16 protein-coding genes are annotated in these 18,959 nt (G+C 46.6%); 8 read left to right on the plus strand and 8 right to left on the minus strand.

Annotated elements, in window-relative coordinates; translation table 11 throughout:
• Nucleotides 1-9: 9 nt before the first annotated feature.
• From SO_RS07065 to nadK, 3 genes are all read right to left on the minus strand, one after another.
• On the minus strand, nt 10-2,814 hold the full coding sequence (locus tag SO_RS07065; protein ID WP_011071700.1) for an FAD-binding and (Fe-S)-binding domain-containing protein: 2,805 nt from the start codon (nt 2,812-2,814) through the stop codon (nt 10-12).
• Nucleotides 2,815-2,880: 66 nt separating this feature from the next.
• Complete coding sequence (locus tag SO_RS07070; RefSeq protein WP_011071701.1) at nt 2,881-4,524, minus strand: L-lactate permease; 1,644 nt, start codon at nt 4,522-4,524, stop codon at nt 2,881-2,883.
• A gap of 733 nt (nt 4,525-5,257) precedes the next feature.
• The gene (gene nadK, locus SO_RS07075; RefSeq protein ID WP_011071702.1) at nt 5,258-6,136 is read right to left on the minus strand and encodes an NAD(+) kinase; all 879 of its coding nucleotides are present in this window, start codon (nt 6,134-6,136) and stop codon (nt 5,258-5,260) included.
• Between the two features lie 99 nt (nt 6,137-6,235).
• On the opposite strand from nadK, the gene grpE reads away from it, so the two are divergent.
• Nucleotides 6,236-6,856, plus strand: coding sequence for a nucleotide exchange factor GrpE (gene grpE, locus SO_RS07080; RefSeq protein ID WP_011071703.1), 621 nt, complete (start codon nt 6,236-6,238; stop codon nt 6,854-6,856).
• A 117-nt stretch (nt 6,857-6,973) separates the two neighbouring features.
• Here the strand turns inward: grpE and dxs are convergent, their stop codons facing one another.
• From dxs to xseB, 3 genes are read right to left on the minus strand one after another with little or no spacing between them, the layout of a single operon-like run.
• Nucleotides 6,974-8,842: a 1-deoxy-D-xylulose-5-phosphate synthase gene (gene dxs, locus SO_RS07085; RefSeq protein ID WP_011071704.1), complete on the minus strand. Its 1,869-nt coding sequence runs from the start codon at nt 8,840-8,842 to the stop codon at nt 6,974-6,976.
• Between the two features lie 21 nt (nt 8,843-8,863).
• Nucleotides 8,864-9,745: a (2E,6E)-farnesyl diphosphate synthase gene (ispA, locus tag SO_RS07090; RefSeq protein WP_011071705.1), complete on the minus strand. Its 882-nt coding sequence runs from the start codon at nt 9,743-9,745 to the stop codon at nt 8,864-8,866.
• Nucleotides 9,739-9,987, minus strand: coding sequence for an exodeoxyribonuclease VII small subunit (gene xseB, locus SO_RS07095; RefSeq protein ID WP_011071706.1), 249 nt, complete (start codon nt 9,985-9,987; stop codon nt 9,739-9,741). Before xseB ends, ispA begins: the two co-directional genes overlap by 7 nt.
• A gap of 314 nt (nt 9,988-10,301) precedes the next feature.
• On the opposite strand from xseB, the gene pomA reads away from it, so the two are divergent.
• The 3 genes from pomA (at nt 10,302) to thiI (ending at nt 13,653) form a co-directional block, all read left to right on the plus strand.
• On the plus strand, nt 10,302-11,069 hold the full coding sequence (gene pomA / locus SO_RS07100; protein WP_011071707.1) for a flagellar motor protein PomA: 768 nt from the start codon (nt 10,302-10,304) through the stop codon (nt 11,067-11,069).
• A 3-nt stretch (nt 11,070-11,072) separates the two neighbouring features.
• Nucleotides 11,073-11,999: a flagellar motor protein MotB gene (locus SO_RS07105; protein WP_011071708.1), complete on the plus strand. Its 927-nt coding sequence runs from the start codon at nt 11,073-11,075 to the stop codon at nt 11,997-11,999.
• Between the two features lie 199 nt (nt 12,000-12,198).
• Nucleotides 12,199-13,653, plus strand: coding sequence for a tRNA uracil 4-sulfurtransferase ThiI (thiI, locus tag SO_RS07110; RefSeq protein ID WP_011071709.1), 1,455 nt, complete (start codon nt 12,199-12,201; stop codon nt 13,651-13,653).
• 132 nt (nt 13,654-13,785) lie between these two features.
• On the opposite strand, the gene SO_RS07115 is transcribed toward thiI, so the two are convergent.
• Nucleotides 13,786-14,019 carry a hypothetical protein gene (locus SO_RS07115; protein WP_011071710.1) on the minus strand — a complete coding sequence of 78 codons (234 nt, stop codon included), beginning with the start codon at nt 14,017-14,019 and terminating at the stop codon, nt 13,786-13,788.
• Nucleotides 14,020-14,195: 176 nt separating this feature from the next.
• Between SO_RS07115 and SO_RS07120 the strand changes: the two genes are divergently transcribed.
• From SO_RS07120 to rlmM, 4 genes are all read left to right on the plus strand, one after another.
• Nucleotides 14,196-15,107 (plus strand): transcriptional regulator GcvA, encoded by a 912-nt coding sequence (locus SO_RS07120; RefSeq protein WP_011071711.1) that lies wholly within the window; start codon nt 14,196-14,198, stop codon nt 15,105-15,107.
• Nucleotides 15,088-15,759 carry an alpha/beta fold hydrolase gene (locus SO_RS07125; protein WP_164925662.1) on the plus strand — a complete coding sequence of 224 codons (672 nt, stop codon included), beginning with the start codon at nt 15,088-15,090 and terminating at the stop codon, nt 15,757-15,759. Before SO_RS07120 ends, SO_RS07125 begins: the two co-directional genes overlap by 20 nt.
• Before the next feature lie 95 nt (nt 15,760-15,854).
• The gene (locus SO_RS07130; protein WP_011071713.1) at nt 15,855-16,247 is read left to right on the plus strand and encodes a DUF423 domain-containing protein; all 393 of its coding nucleotides are present in this window, start codon (nt 15,855-15,857) and stop codon (nt 16,245-16,247) included.
• A 151-nt stretch (nt 16,248-16,398) separates the two neighbouring features.
• Nucleotides 16,399-17,484, plus strand: coding sequence for a 23S rRNA (cytidine(2498)-2'-O)-methyltransferase RlmM (gene rlmM, locus SO_RS07135; protein WP_011071714.1), 1,086 nt, complete (start codon nt 16,399-16,401; stop codon nt 17,482-17,484).
• Nucleotides 17,485-17,719: 235 nt separating this feature from the next.
• Here the strand turns inward: rlmM and SO_RS07140 are convergent, their stop codons facing one another.
• Nucleotides 17,720-18,727 (minus strand): isocitrate dehydrogenase, encoded by a 1,008-nt coding sequence (locus SO_RS07140; RefSeq protein ID WP_011071715.1) that lies wholly within the window; start codon nt 18,725-18,727, stop codon nt 17,720-17,722.
• Nucleotides 18,728-18,959: the final 232 nt, after the last annotated feature.

An 18,959-nucleotide genomic window follows, 5' to 3' on the forward strand; every position in this document is an offset into this window, starting at 1 on the left:
GTCAGTGTTTTAGCGGCTGCACTCTTCGAGCAAATACGCTAAGTGGCGGTAGGAAATACCACTGTGCTGAGTCAAACCGACCTCGCACATCCGGTTAGCATAATAGCCTTCCTTAACCTCAACTGGGATTAACTTTTTAATATTACGCAGAGCACTGGCATTGATTTCAGGCTTGTATAAGCCTTTTTCGCCGGCGTAGCCACAGCACTCTATGCCAGCAGGTTTGAGTACTTGTGCAGAGCAAGCATTGGCAATCGCTTGCATCTTGGGCTCTAACTTCATCTTGCGAGCGCTACAACCTAAGTGCAGAGCCACATTGACCTTTTTGTTGATGCTCAACTTATCCAGCAGTTTGTCGTGCATAAACTCAACAAGGTCAGTAATTTGTACCTGTGGGTTACCCGTGAGGGTGCGATAGGTACAAGACAGGGCATCGACTAATACTGGGATCTTGCCGCCATTGCTCATCTTGCTGAGCACATCGATAAGCTCTTGGCGTTTTGCGTCGGCATTTTTAAAGTCGCCTTTCGATTCCCACATTTGGCCGCAGCATAAATCGCGGGTCTTTTCTGGGGTGATCACATTGTAACCTGCGCGTTCAAGCAGCGTCACGACGACTTCTGGCAAAGTACGATTATCAGGATCTTTCGGGGTTGGACCAAAGGTACGGCCACCACAGGCAGGGAAGTAAACCACAGTTTCTTGGCCTGCTTTGGCTGGGGATGGCTTAGGTAACTTGCCGCCTTTGGGGAAGTCTGGATTCCAATAGGGCACTTCTTTAGAAATCAAACGGCCCGTTTTCATCAGTGCGTTAGTAATGCCATCGCCAGTGATTTTATGGATAACGCCAAGTACATCAAAGCCCGTACTGATCACTTGGTTGACGGCACCAAAATGCTTGGCTTGGAAATCCAATACTTTTTGCTCAGTGGTGCTGATATAAGGCGTGCGTAGTTTACGCACCAACTGACCCATGCTGTTATCGACTGGGCAGGCGATAGTACAAAGCTGACAGGCGGCGCAGGTATCAATCACATCGTACTTGGCATCGGCGCGCATTTTGGCTGCCGCGGCTTTGTCACCGGACTGCTCTAAACGCTCAATTTCACGCAGAGTCGCAATCCGCTGCCGTGGTGAGAAGTTGAGTGCCGATGTTGGGCAGGTTTTTTCACAGAAGCCACATTCAATACACTTATCGACAAAATCATCAACTACAGGACAGGGCTTGATATTTTTAACGTGGATATTGCTATCGTCATTAAGAATAACACCTGGGTTTAGAATGCCCTGAGGGTCAAATACTTGTTTGATGTTTTTCATCAAAGTGTAAGCATCTTGTCCCCATTCTTTTTCAACGAATGGCGCCACCGCACGACCAGTACCGTGCTCAGCTTTCATCGAGCCGTTGTACTTGTTAATCACCATATCGGCAATATCGTCCATAAAGGCATGGAAACGATCGATATCGGCCTGAGTGGTGAAGGCGGGGGTAATGATAAAGTGGAAGTTACCCGCCAGCGCATGGCCATAAATACAGCCTTCTGGGTAGCCATGTTTATGGAAAAGCTCAGTGATATCGTGCGCAGCCGCGGCCAGATGTTCAAGTTCAAAGGCTACGTCTTCGATAATGACCGAGGTTCCCTTTGGACGTTCACCACCGACAATCGGGAAAAGCCCTTTACGCATCGCCCAATATTTGTCATAAACCGCGGGATTGGTACTGAATTCCATTGGACGGATGAAGTCAAAACCAGCCAGTTTTGCAGTAACATCTTGGGTATAATGTTCGAGCGTTTGAGCATCATCTGCACGGGATTCAATCAGTAGAATCGCTGATAGGGCAGGTAGTTCTGACAACCAATCGGGCATGCCAGGCTTGCCCGTTACGGCTTTAATGGATGGCCAGTCGAGGAGTTCTGCCGCAGAAACACTTTCACCATTAATCAGTGGAATGGCACGTGCCGCATCTTCCATATTATGGAAGACGGCCATGGCCGAGGCTTTAAATTTAGCTTCATTTACAGTGTGATAAGTGACTTCGTTAATGAAAGCTAACGTACCTTCCATCCCGACCATTAAGTGGTTAATGATGTCAAATGGGTCGGTAAAATCGATTAATGAGTTAATACCGTAGCCAGTGGTATTTTTGATGGAATACTTTTTACGAATGCGCTCGGCCAATGCGCTGTTATGGCGAGTCAGATGGGAGAGTTCACTCAGGTCTTGGAGTAGTTTTCCGTGGGTCTTGGCAAACTCAGCTTTAGATTTTTCACAGCCAGTATCAAGTTCAGTGCCATCGGCAAACAAAAGTTTTGCCGATGCGATGGTTTGGTAACTGTTTTGCGCCGTACCACAACACATGCCTGAAGCGTTATTGGCAACAATCCCGCCAATTTTTGCCGAAGCAATAGTCGCAGGATCGGGGCCAATTTTGCGATTCAGTGGCGCAAGTACCGCATTGGCGTCTGAACCAATAACGGCCGCGCCTAAGGTGATTTGTTTCGCATCGCTACTGACTTCAATCTTTCTAAAACCATCATGGCCAAGGATAAGCAAAATACCCTCACCAATTGCTTGGCCTGATAAACTGGTTCCTGCCGCCCTAAATGTGACGGGCGCATTATGCTTGCGGGCAACGGTTAAGGTGAGTTTTACCTGTTCTAAGGTTTCGGCATGGACAACAACTTCAGGCACGATTCTGAAGTAGCTGGCATCGGTAGACCAAGCAAAACGGCGGACGGGATCATCCGTCACTGGACGATCACCTAATTGCGTTCTGAGATCATTGATGACCTCTTTGTAGTTAATCGACATAACATCACTCTCTTTATCATATAGAAGAAAGTCGAAGTCACCCGGCGTGACTTCGAACAAGATGGTTTAGAATCCACCCCAAAGTGTTGCGATTGTGCCCGCTAATAGGGCATAGCCAATGGCAACTGGCATGGTTTTACGAATAATTTCAGATTCTCTACCTGCCATACCCACTACCGTTGCAGCGGCAACCACGTTCATTACGCACATCATATTACCAGCGTTTGCACCGATACCTTGTAGTGCCAATACCAGCGTGTGGTTCATGCCAATATTGTCGGCCACACTGTATTGTAGACTGGAGAACATCATGTTTGAGAACGTGGCCGAACCTGATAAGAAGGCACCAAAAATCCCCACAATAGGCGCCATCCAAGCCCACACAGCGCCCATAGAACTTGCCAACATATCTGCTAAGGCTACTGGCATCGACGCAAGACCTGCACCATTCGCGCCTGAGTTTAAGAAGATTTTCACCATAGGCACTGATGCACCTAATGAAATAATGGTAGGTAACATAGACTTGCATGAAACGCCGATGGATTGCTTAATCGCAGGGCTTTTCATTTTGAACAGGAAGAAACCTAGAATACACACGGCAACAAAGAAGGCGCCTGGTGCATATAGCGTTGCGAAGCTTGCTTTAAGCTCAGTGCCCAATAAACCTGTCCAGTTAATGTTAAAACCAGATAGCCAAGCTTTGAGTGGCGCAACAGTACGTGATAACACTAACAGCGCCGCCATGATGATGTAGGGAGTCCAGGCGGCAATTTGTGAAAACTTAGCCGTGGTTTCGAGTTTTACACCATCTTGATTATCATTTTCGGCAAAGTCATTCCAAGGTGTTTTAGGCAGCAAATATCCCTTACGCGCAACAGGGATCACCATTGCCATACCGATTAATGCACCGATAACCGATGGAAATTCTGGGCCTGCAAGGTAGTTAATGATCCAAGCGGGGACAGTAAAGGCAAGACCGGAGAAAATCGCAAATTTCCAAATGGCTAACCCTTCCTTAAAGGACTTATTGCGACCAAAGAACCCTGTCAGCATGGTCACCATGACAAGTGGAATTAATGTTCCTGTGATTAAGTCGATAGTGATCATATGCATTACGATATATCGCGCGTAACCAGCATAGGTACCGCCATGGGCTGCAAACTGCTCCGCCGCCATGCTTACGCCACCTTGAATTAGCCCCTGTTCCATTCCAAAAAGTACGGGTAGACCAATAGCACCGAAGGATACGCAGGCTGAGTCGGCAATCAACGCCACAACTGCAGCTGCAACAGGTGGGACGCCGAGCAAGACCAGCAGAGGTGCACCAATGGCTGCGGGAGTACCAAAGCCAGCACTACCTTCGATAAAGGCACCGAATAACCAGCAGATAATGATCACCTGAACGCGGGCATCGGCACTGATATTCGTAAAACCTGCGCGGATAGTATCCATCGCACCTGAATATTTTAGGGTATTTAGCAGGAATACAGCGCCGAAGATGATGGTTAAGGGGGTGATCGCTGACAGCAGTCCTTCAACAACGGATGCGGCCAATAGAGTGGTATCCATTTGCCAAATAAACACGGCGGCGATAGCCGTAACTACCATAGAAATAGGCATAGCTTTTGACGCTGGCATTCTCAGTAATACAAGAAAGATCATTACACTGAGCACTGGCGTTAAGCTGGCGAAAAGTTGGAGTATTGTCATGCTTGCCTCTACATAAAGTGGTCTGTCTTATTTTTTTATAGGAATCTAATTAGTGTTTCTATGTCGGAACTTATGGCGGATAAACCAGCTGTATTCACTACTCTTTACCGCTGTAACGACATTCTGTAGTGTGTACTAGACGCTATTCGGGGGCGAACTTATATGATCTAGATCATTTTGGCTGCTGTATGAAATGCTAATTTACAGTGCTGCGGGAGGCTTCTCTCATGGGATTTTCTTAACTGTGATCGGTGTCACTTAAAGAGTGGGGTATATATAACTCCATTCAAATATTTTTTTAAAAAACATGTCAGATAGTTATAAAAAAGGAAATTTTCATTAAATTAGCTATCAGTATTGCAATTAACTGATCCATTTATTTCATTAATGAGTGTTTGATGATTTTTTAAGACAATTTTAAGCTGTGATTCATATCACTCACATTGTATTTGTTGAGCGGAGTGATTTTAAGGGGTAAGTATAAATTTTTGATAATTAAGGGTATTTTTGTTTTTTAGCTGCAGGCTTGAGCGTGATTCTGGTCACGCTTTGTTGTTTGGGGAAATTGGTGTGATCGATATCACTTAATGAAATTTGAGTTAATCTGAAATTTAATAACGGTTAATAAAAATATTTACAGCTGATTCGCACATTGATGTTTTGTTTTTAACAAAACCTTGAACTGGTTAAACATTTGTTTCATATGTGCAAAGGGCTTTTGCTGCGATACGGCTCAAAATAACTTACTGCCCCAGCCAAGTTTGCTACGTAACACATGGAAGTAGTTATGGCCTTTGGGGTGGATAAGTCTGAGTTGTTCAGAGCTACGACGCACGATGATCTCATCACCGGGTAATACTGCTAAATGCACATGGCCATCGCAGCTAACCTCGAGGTTTTCGCCATTTTCAGGTGAAACGACCATTTTTATGGTGCTACAAGCATCCACCACGATTGGGCGGCATGATAAGGTGTGCGGAAACATAGGGACTAAAATTAATGCTTGTAAATTGGGGGTGAGAATCGCCCCTCCCGCTGACAGGGCATAGGCAGTAGAGCCTGTAGGTGTTGAAACTATCATGCCATCGGCGCGCTGGCTGTACATGAATTGGTTGTCAATATAGACTTCAAATTCAATCATATGGGCGATTTTTCCCGGATGCAGAACGGCCTCATTGACCGCGGTATTACTGGCTTTTAGCTGACCATGACGATAAACCTCTGCCTCGAGTAAAAAACGGTGCTCGGTATCGAATTCACCGTCGAGCACTTTAGCTAAGGCTTCTTCAAAGGCATCAGGTGGTAAATCCGTTAAAAAACCGAGGTTACCGCGGTTTACGCCAATCACACCGACCTCAAAGCGTGCAAGCACCCTAGCTGCGCCGAGCATATTGCCATCGCCGCCAACGACTATGGCTAAATCACAGCGCTCGCCAATCTCTAATAAATCGACCGCCACAATATGTGGCCCTAACTCAGTCGCTACCCGTTCTTCTACAAGGACTTCATAGCCTTGCATCGTCAGCCAATGGTGCAGACGTTTGAGGGTTTGATTTGTCCCTGGGTGGTGCGGCTTGCCAATTAGGCCAATGGTGTGGAACTTTGTGGTCATATTTATGTTAGATCTGGCCTTAGGCCTTGAAACGTCAAAATTGATCCCCATAATATGCCCAGAGTATTTAGAAACAAAGCATTTTTAGCTGGAGTGAAAATGAGCAACGAGTCGATTAAAGCAGAACAGGATCTGATCCATGAGGGTGTAGAGTCTGAAGTTTCTACTGAAGAAGCGAGTCTGATTGATGAGCTTACCCAAGCCAATTTCCGTATTGAAGAGCTGGAACAGTTACTCGCTGACGCTTTGGCGAAAGTTGATGAGCAAAAAGATTCAGTTATACGTGCTGCTGCCGAAGTGGATAACATTCGTCGTCGCGCGGCAATGGATGTGGAGAAGGCCAATAAGTTTGCGCTGGAAAAATTCGCCAATGAATTGCTGCCAGTGTTAGACAATATGGAGCGAGCGCTGCAAGGGACTAATCCACAGGATGAAACCACTAAAGCGATCTACGAAGGTGTTGAGTTAACACAAAAGAGCTTGTTGACCGCTGTGGCAAAATTTGGTGTAAAACAAATTGATCCGCAGGGACAAGCCTTTAACCCTGATCAACATCAAGCGATTGGTATGCAGCCAAGTGCTGAATTCCCCACTAATACTGTGATGTTAGTGATGCAAAAAGGCTATGAACTGAATAGCCGTTTATTGCGCCCTGCCATGGTGATGGTGTCTCAAGGTGGCCCTAGCCAAGAATCTGCGTCGATTGATATTGAAGCCTAAGTGTTAAAGCGTTAAACCAATAAAAAGGACTGCCGATGCAGTCCTTTTTAGTTTGCGATTTTTATTGGTTAATCAGAGGCTTATTTCGTCATTATCCGAGAGTAAACGCTCTTCACCTTAATTGGCGAGATAGGCATTAATCTGCGCTAACATGCCTTCGGCATCGAGTTGTAAGTCATGGATCACTTCATCTGGCGAGCCATGTTTAATAAACTCATCGGGCAGGCCAATTTGCAGTACAGGTTTAGGCATTTTAAGCTGTTGTAACAGCTCTAATACGCCAGAGCCTGCGCCGCCCATAATAGCGTTTTCTTCCACTGTGACTAGCACATCATGGGTTTGCGCCATCTCTTTGACTAAATCCACATCCAGCGGCTTCACAAAGCGCATGTCAACCACTGTCGCATCTAAACTCTCTGCTGCAGTGAGGGCTGCGGCCAAGGTGGTACCGAAGTTAAGCAGTGCGATGCGTTTGCCTAAACGCTTAATCACCCCTTTACCAATCGGCAGCGCCGTCATGGCTTCTACCTGAGTCGCGCCAGTGGCGCTGCCCCTTGGGTAACGCACCGCGCTTGGGCCTGCATCATAGCAATAACCAGTATACAGCATCTGACGACATTCATTTTCATCCGATGGCGCCATTATCACCATATTTGGAATACAGCGCATAAAGCTTAAATCGAACGCCCCTTGGTGGGTAGGGCCGTCGGCACCGACGATACCGCCACGATCAATCGCAAATAGTACGGGTAAACGCTGCAATGCCACATCGTGGATCAGCTGATCATAGCCGCGTTGCAAGAAGGTCGAATAGATTGCGACCACAGGTTTATAGCCTTCACAGGCAAACCCTGCGCCTAAGGTCACCGCATGTTGCTCGGCAATGGCGGCATCGAAATACTGTTTCGGAAAACGCTGTGAAAACTCCACCATGCCTGAACCTTCACGCATGGCAGGCGTAATCCCTAAGACTTTTTCATCCTGCTCGGCAATATCACATAACCATTTACCAAATACCTGTGAGAAGGTTGGTAGGCCAGGTTTAGTTGCTGGCTTTTTAAACAGTGATGGGTCAAATTTAGGGACGGCGTGCCAACCGATAGGATCTTTTTCAGCTGGCTCATAACCGCGACCTTTTTTGGTCATGATATGCAGTACTTGTGGGCCCTTGAGATTACGCATATTGCGCAGGGTTTCCACTAAGGCATCGACATCGTGGCCATCGATTGGGCCGATATAGTTAAAGCCTAATTCTTCAAACAGGGTGCCAGGGACCACCATGCCTTTGAGATGCTCTTCGGTGCGCTTGGCCATTTCTTTGATGACTGGCATACCTTTGAGCACTTTTTTGCTGCTTTCTCGAATGGTGGTGTAGAAGCGGCCTGACATCAGTTGTGCTAAGTGATTGTTGAGCGCGCCAACATTTTCTGAAATTGACATTTCATTATCGTTTAGCACCATTAGCATGTCGTTGTGCAAATCACCCGCGTGGTTCATTGCCTCAAACACCATCCCGCCTGTCATCGCGCCATCGCCAATTACGGCAACGACTTTACGCCCTGCCTGTTCTTTTTCGGCAGCAACGGCCATCGCTAACGCTGCGCTAATGGAAGTGCCAGAGTGACCCACGCTAAAGGTGTCGTATTCACTCTCTTCCCGCCAAGGGAAGGGGTGTAATCCATTCTTTTGCCTAATGGTGTGCATTCTATCACGGCGACCAGTGAGGATTTTATGGGGATAGGCCTGGTGGCCAACATCCCAAATCAAACGGTCAAACGGGGTGTTGTAAACATAATGCAGGGCGACAGTCAGTTCGACTGTGCCTAATCCAGAGGCAAAATGTCCGCTGGACATGCCAACGGACTTAAGAAGAAACTCCCGCAACTCGTCGGCCAATTGGGGTAATAGGGCCTGTGGAAGCTGGCGGAGTTCATTAGGTGTGTTGGCCTGTGCCAACACTGGAAACTGAGAAATGTCCAAACTCATAGCGAGATACTTCGTCTCTTTTTATATTCTTCGCTCAATAATATAGCGGGCGAAGTCTGCAATTAACTGGCTATTGTATGGCAATTTAGCCAGCGCTGATAGTGCCTCTTGGATCAGTTGCGTGGCGGTATCTTTGGCGCCTTGCAGTCCAAGTAGTTGCGGAAAAGTACTCTTATTTGACTCGGCATCGGAGCCTTGGGGTTTGCCGAGTTCTTCTGTGGTGGCAATAATGTCCAGAATATCGTCTTGCACTTGGAAGGCAAGTCCTACCGCGTGGGCAAATTCCATCATAGTCTGATATTGATCTTTTGGCGCATTCGCGGCAATCAACGCTAACTCAACGGCGCAGCTGATAAGCGCCCCTGTTTTCATATTATGTAGTTGAGTTAATGCTTTAAGATCAATGTGCTTATCGGTAGAAGCTAAGTCGATAGCTTGACCGCCACACATCCCCCGATAACCCGAGGCTTTTGCCAATGCCCTGACCATAGCGATATGTTGCTCGCTCGTAATCCCAGGGACTGCTTCAGTCACAATTTCAAAGGCTAAGGTTTGCAGTGCATCGCCAGCAAGTATGGCGGTGGCTTCATCGAAAGCGATATGTACAGTGGGTTGACCCCGGCGAAGCGCATCATCATCCATGGCGGGTAAATCGTCATGGATTAACGAATAGGCATGGATACATTCAATGGCGGCGGCGCAGGCATCGAGTTTTTCAAGTGGTACGCCAAACATTTGCCCCACACTGTAAACCAAGAAGGGACGAATGCGTTTTCCCCCTAAAAGGGCGCCATGGGTCATCGCGGCTTTTAACTGAGGAGCTGTATCTTCGAGTGTACTAAAACGTTGTTTTAATTGGTCATCAACCCGCAGTTGATATTCTTTTATTGCATTGACTAACACGCTGATTCGCCCTCAACGGCATAGGGAGAGAGGGGCACATTTTCATCTTGTTTAAGCAAAATGGCCACTTTTTGCTGAGCTTGTTCGAGTTTAGCTTGGCTGTTACGCACTAAATTGATGCCACGTTCAAATTGTTTTAACGCATCATCGAGAGAGACATCGCCCTGCTCTAACTCAGCAACGATGCGCTCGAGTTCACCAAGGGATTCTTCAAAACTGAGGTTTTCGGGTTTCTTCGCCACGTTAATAATTCCTTTGAAAGAGCGGACACAAGGTATATCAGGGCGGCTCAAGGGTCAAATTCAGACGACGGATATTTGCTCGATAGCACGCTTTGTTGCTGAATTTTTTTCAGAAAATAGAAATAGTCGCTAAACTTGCTGAGTGCTTGTCCGATAAATGACAATAATAGCATTATGCTTATAATCATCGTAAGACAACTTAAAATAAGGCTCGGGTTAAGACCAAAGTGTTAACCCTAGGTGGATGACATTTAGTGTTATTTTACCAATAGAGTCAGTATTATGTCGGTTAAACCGAACATTGAGGAGCCGTTGTGGATTTAGCTACAATAATAGGACTAGTCGGGAGCTTTGGTTTCATCATTTGGTCGATGGTGATCAGTGGTGGTGTAATGATGTTCTATGACCTAGCCTCGGTAGTAATTGTATTCGGTGGGTCTTTTTTCGTCGTGATGATGAAGTTTAATCTAAAGCAATTTTTGGGTGCGGTCAAAATTGCTGCTAAAGCTTTTATTTTCAAAATTGATAGGCCTGAAGATCTTATCGAGCAATCTGTGACTATGGCCGATGCCGCTCGTAAAGGGGGATTCCTTGCCCTTGAGGAAGCACAAATCTCCAACAGTTTTATGCAAAAAGCAGTTGATATGCTCGTCGACGGCCATGATGGTGAAGTAGTACGTGCTGCATTGGAAAAGGATATTACGCTTACAGAGGATCGCCATCGAATAGGTATCGCAATTTTTAGGGCTTTCGCTGATGTGGGTCCCGCCATGGGAATGATTGGTACTTTGGTCGGTTTAGTGGCGATGTTAGCAAATATGTCGGATCCTAAATCAATTGGCCCATCCATGGCAGTTGCACTTTTAACTACTCTTTATGGTGCGGTGCTTGCCAACATGGTTTGTATTCCTATCGCCGATAAACTAAGCCTTCGAATGGGTGAAGAAATGCTTAACCGTAATCTAATTATGGATGCGGTATTGGCGATTCAAGATGGCCAAAATCCTAGGGTGATAGAAGGCTTTTTGAAAAACTATCTTGCTGAAAAACAGCGTAAAATCGATACAACGGACGGGGAGTAGCCCATGGCTAAGTGCAACTGTCCACCGCCCGGAGCGCCACTCTGGTTGGCTACATTTGCCGATTTGATGTCCCTTTTGATGTGTTTCTTCGTGTTGCTGCTGTCATTCTCTGAAATGGATGTAATGAAGTATAAACAGATCGCAGGTTCGATGAAGTATGCGTTTGGGGTGCAAAACAAAGTCGAAGTCAAAGATATTCCTAAGGGAACCTCGGTGATTGCCCTTGAGTTTCGTCCTGGCCGTCCCGATCCCACGCCGATTGAGATCATCAACCAACAAACGAATGAAATGACTGAGCCTGTGCTCGACCTCCAAGCGGGGGAAGATGACAGTTCGGGTGGGACTCAGCAGCAAAATGGTTCGCAGCGGGGCGGCGAAGCCTCGGCAACCGCCCAAGAAACTGAGGATGCGGTTAAAGCTGAAGCTGCTGCGGCTCAGGATAAGATCAATCAGCAAGTAAAGAAAATGGCGCAGGAACTCAATCAAGAGATCGCCGATGGTGCGATTGAAATTGAGTCACTTGGGCAGCAAATTATTATCCGCATTCGTGAAAAAGGTTCATTTGCATCTGGTTCGGGGTTCTTGCAACCGAGATTTAAGCCCGTTGTGCGCTCTGTTGGTGAGTTGCTCAAAGATGTGCCGGGAATTATTACTGTGTCTGGTTATACAGACGATATGCAGATAAGCGATGAGCTCTATAGTTCGAATTGGGATCTCTCCAGTAAGCGTGCTGTGGCGGTGGCGGATGTATTGCTTCAGGTCAAGGGCTTTGATCCTAAACGGATGAAAGTGGTGGGTATGGCCTCAAATAATCCAATCGTCCCTAATGATTCACCCGATAATCGAGCCAGAAATCGCCGCGTTGAAATTGCGATTGAGCAAGGTAAAGCGAAAGAGTCGGAAGAGATTCAAGTGGATAAACCAAATTAACACGTCCTCATATTCAGCCGTGATGATATTGTCGCGGCTGTTTTCTGCGTTATTGTAGATTTTTTCTCCTGTGCGCTAACGCACGCCCTAAGCAGCTTGAATGTGGAAACAGGTGCGCCAATCACCGTGAGTTTGTTATAATCCGGCGATTATTATTTTATCCAATTTTGCTATTTACAAAATTGCCCGCGGAAATCCCATGAAGTTTATTGTAAAGCTGTACCCAGAAATCATGATGAAGAGCAAGCCTGTGCGTATGCGCTTCACCAAAATGCTTGAAACCAACATCCGTAACGTGCTTAAAAAAGTCGACGACGACGCCAAAGTGCAGCGTCAATGGGACCGGATTATGGTGATGGTGCCAAAGAATAAACCTGAACTAGCGCAGGCCTTTGGCGAGCGTTTAGCTTGCATTCCTGGGATCGCCCACGTAGTACAAGTGGATGAATACAGCTTTACCTCTGTGGACGATATTTATCAGCAAGTCTTGCCAGTTTATCGTGACCAAATAGCGGGTAAAACCTTTTGTGTGCGCGTCAAACGCACTGGCTCCCACGACTTTAACTCCATCGAAGTGGAGCGTTATGTTGGTGGTGGGTTAAACCAGTTTACCGATGCGATTGGCGTGCGTTTAAAGAATCCTGAAGTCACGGTCAACCTCGAAATCGAGGGTGATAAACTGTATATGGTGACTAAGCGTATCGAAGGTTTAGGTGGCTTCCCAATGGCCACTCAAGAAGATGTGTTGTCGCTAATTTCCGGTGGTTTCGACTCGGGCGTATCGAGCTATCAATTTATCAAAAAGGGTGCTCGTACTCACTACTGCTTCTTTAATTTAGGTGGCGCGCAACACGAGATTGGTGTGAAACAAGTCGCTTACCACTTGTGGAAAACCTTCGGCGAATCCCACAAGGTGAAATTTGTGTCTGTACCATTCGAGCCTGTGGTTGCCGAGATTTTAGAGAAAATCGACAACGGCCAAATGGGTGTGGTCCTAAAACGAATGATGATGCGCACAGCGGCACGTATTGCTGAACGTATGGGGATTCAGGCCATTGTGACCGGTGAGAGCTTAGGCCAAGTGTCGAGCCAAACCTTAACCAACTTAAACGTGATTGACCGTTGCACTGACATGTTGATTTTGCGTCCACTGATCACCATGGATAAGCAGGATATTATCAACGAATGTCGACGCATTGGTACTGAGGATTTTGCCAAGTCTATGCCTGAATATTGTGGGGTGATTTCACAAAAGCCGACTGTTAAAGCGGTACTGGCTAAGGTGGAAGCGGAAGAAACGAAATTCTCTGAGGATTTGATTGACCGTATCGTAGAGCAAGCCGTTGCAATTGATATCCGGGAGATAGCAGAACAAATGAATACCCGTATCACTGAAACTGAAACCGTTGTTGCTATCGACACCAATGAAGTGGTGATTGATATTCGTGCCCCAGAGGAAGAAGAAAATAAACCGCTTGAGATTGAAGGCGTGGAAATCAAGCGTATTCCTTTCTTCAAGTTAGCGACTCAGTTTGCCGATCTCGATAAGCAAAAGACTTACCTGCTGTACTGTGAGCGAGGTGTAATGAGCAAGTTGCAGGCGCTATACCTGATTGAACAAGGTTATCACAATGTTAAGGTCTACCGACCTTAATCGATTGCCTTTGGGTTGAATGTAAAGGCCAAACTTAAGTTGTGGCCTTTACATCTGCACCAATATGCAAGTGAGAGGATATAAAAAAGCCGCATGATGATGCGGCTTTGTTGTTGATAAATCGGCTTAGGTTTATTCCGACTTGACCACTTGCTGAGTGGGTAACACCTCATCTGCAATTAATAAAGTGGGTTCTTGCAGCGCTTCTTGGTGCATTTTGTCCATTGTTGCCGTCAGTTCGGCATTGATGCTTGTCTGTAAATCACTAGTGTCGATAATTATTTCAGCATTGATCACGTTTGCGCAGACGTTGGCACTGAGTGCACTGATAAATACTAACGCAAAAGCAGATTTTAAATTGAACATAGTCGCCTCCGGGCTGACAAAGTATTGCTGTCAGACATTCCCATCACCCGTTCGAGATTGTCCAACTCATGTGTTTCGTTGGCGCAAAATTTAATCAAAAATGCTGGCCTTTACAAACGATTAAATGTAACAATACGGATTAGAAAAACTAATTAAAAATTGAGATAGAGATCACTATGTCAAGACGTTTACCACCATTGAATGCGGTTAAAGCATTTGAGGCTGCCGCACGGCATTTGAGCTTTACTCGCGCGGCTGAAGAATTGTTTGTGACTCAGGCTGCGGTGAGTCATCAAATTAAAGCATTGGAAGATTTTCTCGGATTAAAATTATTTCGCCGAAAGAATCGTTCACTGTTGCTGACCGAGGAAGGCCAGAGCTATTTTCTCGATATTAAGGATATCTTCATTCAATTGGCGGATGCGACCGACAGACTTTTGGCTCGCAGTGCCATTGGTTCGTTGACGGTAAGCATGTCGCCCAGCTTTGCAATTCAGTGGCTGGTGCCGCGTCTGTCTAAATTTAGTGAAAAAAATCCCGAGATTGACGTACGGATCAAAGCGGTAGACACCGAGGCTAGCTCATTAACCGACGACGTGGACGTCGCGATTTATTATGGTTTAGGCAATTGGCCAGGGCTGCGCGCCGATAAACTCCGTAATGAAGTATTGATCCCCGTGTGTTCGCCAATGTTACTCAATGGTCCTAAGCCGCTTTCAAAGCCAGAAGATTTAAAACACCACACCCTGCTGCATGATATGAGTCGCCATGATTGGCAAGCCTGGTTTAGGCAATGTGGTATTACCGATATCAATGTGAACCAAGGGCCTATTTTTAGTCATTCCTCCCTGGTATTGCAGGCGGCGGCCCATGGTCAAGGTGTGGCGCTGGGCTATAGTGTGCTCGCTCGCCCTGATATCAAGGCGGGGCGACTTGTGTGCCCGTTCCAAGAGGTGTTAGTGAGTAAAGATGCTTACTATCTCGTCTGTCAGCAAAATCATGCCGAGCTGGGTAAAGTGGTTGCGTTTCGTGAGTGGATGTTAGATATGTTTGCCGAGGAGTCCCGCAGTGAGTTGTTACCCGGATAAATCCTTGGTTAACGAGGATGTTGCGTCAAGTGCTTATGTGTTAGAAGGGAAGCCCTCAGAGACTTTGATTTTATTTGCCCATGGCGCAGGTGCGAATCGAGACTCAGCGTTTATGCAGCAGATGACTTTAGGTCTGGCGGCTAAAGGCTATCAAGTAATGCGCTTTAACTTTCCTTATATGCAGGCCAATGCACTGGATGGTAAAAAGCGTCCTCCCGACAGAGCGCCTAAACTGCTCGCTTGTTTTAGCGACATGCTGGAATTAGCACATAAACAGCCAGAGGTTAAACGCGTGGTCCTGATGGGCAAATCCATGGGTGGACGTATGGCGGCGTTACTGGCCTGCGACAGCACGCAAGTCAGTCGTATCGATAGGGTTATTTGCTTGGGTTATCCCTTTATTCCGCTTAAGGGCGGTGAGCCTAGGTTAGCACCCCTGAACGACAGCCAAGTGCCCGTGTTAGTGCTGCAAGGGGAGCGGGATAAGTTTGGCGGCAAAATGCAAATACCTAGCTGGTCGCTTAAGTGTGACGTCCAAATTGATTACTTAGCCGATGGGGATCATAGTTTTGTCCCAAGAAAGTCGTCAGGCACCACCGAAGCGGCTAACTTTACACTGGCTGTTGATTTATCAGCAAAATTTATTGGCTAATGGTTATTCCTGATGGGGGATAAAACGCTCGAGATGTGGAATTAACGACTTGAGCATTCACCCGTTATTAAGCCTACTTGTTTTTGGAGGTTAAAATGCGTAAAGGATTGTTGTTACTCGCCGCAGTAAGCGGTTTTTTGGCGGTCGCGCTGGGCGCGTTTGGTGCCCATGGGCTAAAAGCTGTGGCACCACCTGAACTGATTGAAGTATTTAATCTTGGGGTGCAATACCACTTCTACCATACCTTTGCTCTGATTGCGGTCGCCTTTGCGGGGCAGTGGTTAACCTCACGTTTACTAGATTGGGCCGCGTATCTGTTTATCGCGGGCATAGTGCTATTTTCGGGCTCGCTCTACGGCTTGGCACTGGTCGGCAGTAAGTGGTTTGGCCCTATTACGCCGATGGGCGGAGGCTGTTTTTTACTCGGTTGGTTATTGCTGGCCGCCGCGGTATGGCGTCATAAAGTCGTGGATGGCAACGAGTCATAAACCGCCTTAAGCGTAAAGTATTGTGCCAATCCATGGCGCTAATGACACAAAAGCCCGATAGCAAATCGGGCTTTTGTGTATTGAAATTGCTATACTGGCGCCCAAATTGTTAGTCGGCCATGTTTATGGCTTGGATTTCTTAAGGATCTCCATGAAAAACCTATTTTTATTTTGCCGTGCAGGCTACGAGAAAGAATGCGCAGCAGAAATCCAACAGCGAGCCGCCGAGCTCAATGTGGGTGGCTTTGTTAAGACCAATAATAACGACGCCTATGTGGTATACCAATGTTTTGAAGACGATGGTGCCGATACGTTAGTTAAGCAACTGCCGTTAGATTCGCTGATTTTTGCCCGTCAAATGTTCGCTGCGAGCGAGTTATTGGCTGATTTACCGGAGTCTGACCGCGTTAGCCCAATTGTGGCCGCGCTCAGCGAAGTGAGCAAAGCGGGTGAGCTTAGGGTTGAAACTCCTGATACCAACGAAGCGAAAGAACTCTCGGCATTTTGCCGCAAGTTTACTGTGCCTTTGCGCCAGCATTTGAAAAAGTCGGGCAGTTTACTCGCGCAGGAAAATCCTAAACGGCCGATTATTCATGTGTGTTTTATTGGCCCAGGACGCGCCTACGCTGGTTATTCGCTCAGCAACAATAGCTCACCCAATTTTATGGGGATCCCGCGTCTTAAAATGGCCGCCGATGCACCGAGCCGTTCTAGCCTGAAGCTCGATGAAGCGTTCGCGCAGTTTGTGCCTAAAGAAGAACAGGAAGAACGTGTTCGCAGCGGTATGAATGCGGTGGATTTAGGCGCGTGTCCTGGCGGCTGGACCTACCAACTGGTGCGTCGTGGCATGTTTGTGTCGGCGGTGGATAACGGCCCTATGAATGAAAAGCTGATGGAAACCGGCCAAGTAAAACATTTCCGCGAAGATGGTTTTCGCTTCGAGCCACAGCGCAAAAACATTTATTGGTTAGTGTGTGATATGGTGGAAAAACCAGCGCGTGTGGCTGAGCTGATTGAGGCATGGGCAATTAATGGTTGGTTTAAGGAAGCGATTTTTAACCTCAAGTTGCCGATGAAGAGTCGTTATAAAGAAGTGATGGCGATTTTAAACACCATGCAAGACATCCTCAAGGAAAACGGCATCACTGAATTTAAACTCCAGTGCAAGCATTTATACCATGACCGTGACGAAGTGACGGTGCACTTATGGCTTAAACCAAGCCAGCCTTGGAACTAATGACGCTTATCATCACTTGGTTAGGGATCGGTGATTGTTTAGCTCTGAATTATCGAGCCCAGAATTAAGTCAATAGCGGTTTTCATTTTAAAAGCCCCAATTCATTGTTGGGGCTTTTTCTATTTGGTGCTTAATACCAATCTCAATTGTGTTAACCAGCCTCAACTCGGGTTAATTATTTTCGCGGCAATAAAAACGCACCCGAAGGTGCGTTTGGCTGACAGCAAAGCGATGATCACAGACGGTCAAGCACCGCTTGTGTGAAGTCAGTTGTGCCGTGGGTGCCGCCTAAATCGCGAGTCGTACGGTCGCCTTCTTCAATCACAGCAGATACCGCTTTACGGATCGGAGCCGCTTTATCGGCCATACCTAAGTATTCCAGCATTTGGATAGAGGCCAAGATCACTGAGGTTGGGTTCGCGAGGTTTTTACCTGCGATATCTGGCGCGCTGCCGTGAACCGCTTCGAAAATCGCTGCATCACGGCCAATGTTGGCGCCTGGTGCCATACCTAAACCACCGACTAAACCCGCACACAGATCCGACAGAATGTCACCAAACAGGTTAGTGGTCACGATCACATCAAAGTTTTCTGGGTTCATTACTAACTTCATGCAAGTCGCATCGACGATCATTTCTTCGGTTTTGATATCTGGATAGCGTAGGCTTACTTCACGAGCTACTTTCAGGAACAGACCTGAAGTTGACTTCATGATGTTTGCCTTGTGCACGATAGTGACTTTCTTGCGGCTTTCTTTACGGGCCAGTTCGTAGGCAAAGGTCGCGATTTGTTCGGCACCTTGGCGAGTGACAATACTGGTGGCTTCAGCTGTGCTACCGTCTTCTGACACTTTTTGACCGTGGCCTGAATACATACCTTCGGTGTTTTCACGCACTGTGATGATATCAATGTTTTCATAACGGGCTTGGGTGCCTTTGAAAGACAACACTGGGCGCACGTTCGCGTACAGGCCGAATTTTTTACGTAATGTCACGTTGATAGAGGTAAAGCCTTCACCCACTGGTGTAGTCAGCGGGCCTTTCAGAGTGATGCGGTTTTTTTCAATCAGTTCTAAAGTACGCTGCGGAAGTAACTCGCCTTGTTTTTCGAGTGCTGCTAAACCAGCATCGGCAAATTCATATTCAAAATCACAACCTGCTTTATCAAGAATTTTTAAGGCTGAATCAATAATACTTGGGCCAATTCCATCACCTGGAATTACGGTTATCGTTCTTTTTGACATGGAGAAGTCCTTCCACGGTTCGTCGTTACTGCAATTGTCCGACCCGGGATCAGCCGGGTAACATGACTATGAATTTGGTGTTTTTTCTCACTATTATTTTAACCGTCTTTGGTCAAACTTCACAGGAAATAGTGAGCAATATCACGAATTTTTATTGGGTAAAACTTGTAAAAATACTGGGTTATAACGATGATGGAGAGTCAATGGTTTAAAAAGTCTACTTTAGTCTAAC

The organism is Shewanella oneidensis MR-1 (genome assembly GCF_000146165.2).
Lineage (GTDB): Bacteria > Pseudomonadota > Gammaproteobacteria > Enterobacterales > Shewanellaceae > Shewanella > Shewanella oneidensis.

Bases quoted from the DNA above. Each gene is read 5' to 3' on its own strand.
- SO_RS07065 (WP_011071700.1), bottom strand. From the start codon at position 2,814: ATGTCGATTAACTACAAAGAGGTCATCAATGATCTCAGAACGCAATTA.
- SO_RS07070 (WP_011071701.1), bottom strand. From the start codon at position 4,524: ATGACAATACTCCAACTTTTCGCCAGCTTAACGCCAGTGCTCAGTGTA.
- nadK (WP_011071702.1), bottom strand. From the start codon at position 6,136: ATGACCACAAAGTTCCACACCATTGGCCTAATTGGCAAGCCGCACCAC.
- grpE (WP_011071703.1), top strand. From the start codon at position 6,236: ATGAGCAACGAGTCGATTAAAGCAGAACAGGATCTGATCCATGAGGGT.
- dxs (WP_011071704.1), bottom strand. From the start codon at position 8,842: ATGAGTTTGGACATTTCTCAGTTTCCAGTGTTGGCACAGGCCAACACA.
- SO_RS07105 (WP_011071708.1), top strand. From the start codon at position 11,073: ATGGCTAAGTGCAACTGTCCACCGCCCGGAGCGCCACTCTGGTTGGCT.
- thiI (WP_011071709.1), top strand. From the start codon at position 12,199: ATGAAGTTTATTGTAAAGCTGTACCCAGAAATCATGATGAAGAGCAAG.
- SO_RS07115 (WP_011071710.1), bottom strand. From the start codon at position 14,019: ATGTTCAATTTAAAATCTGCTTTTGCGTTAGTATTTATCAGTGCACTC.
- SO_RS07120 (WP_011071711.1), top strand. From the start codon at position 14,196: ATGTCAAGACGTTTACCACCATTGAATGCGGTTAAAGCATTTGAGGCT.
- SO_RS07130 (WP_011071713.1), top strand. From the start codon at position 15,855: ATGCGTAAAGGATTGTTGTTACTCGCCGCAGTAAGCGGTTTTTTGGCG.
- rlmM (WP_011071714.1), top strand. From the start codon at position 16,399: ATGAAAAACCTATTTTTATTTTGCCGTGCAGGCTACGAGAAAGAATGC.
- SO_RS07140 (WP_011071715.1), bottom strand. From the start codon at position 18,727: ATGTCAAAAAGAACGATAACCGTAATTCCAGGTGATGGAATTGGCCCA.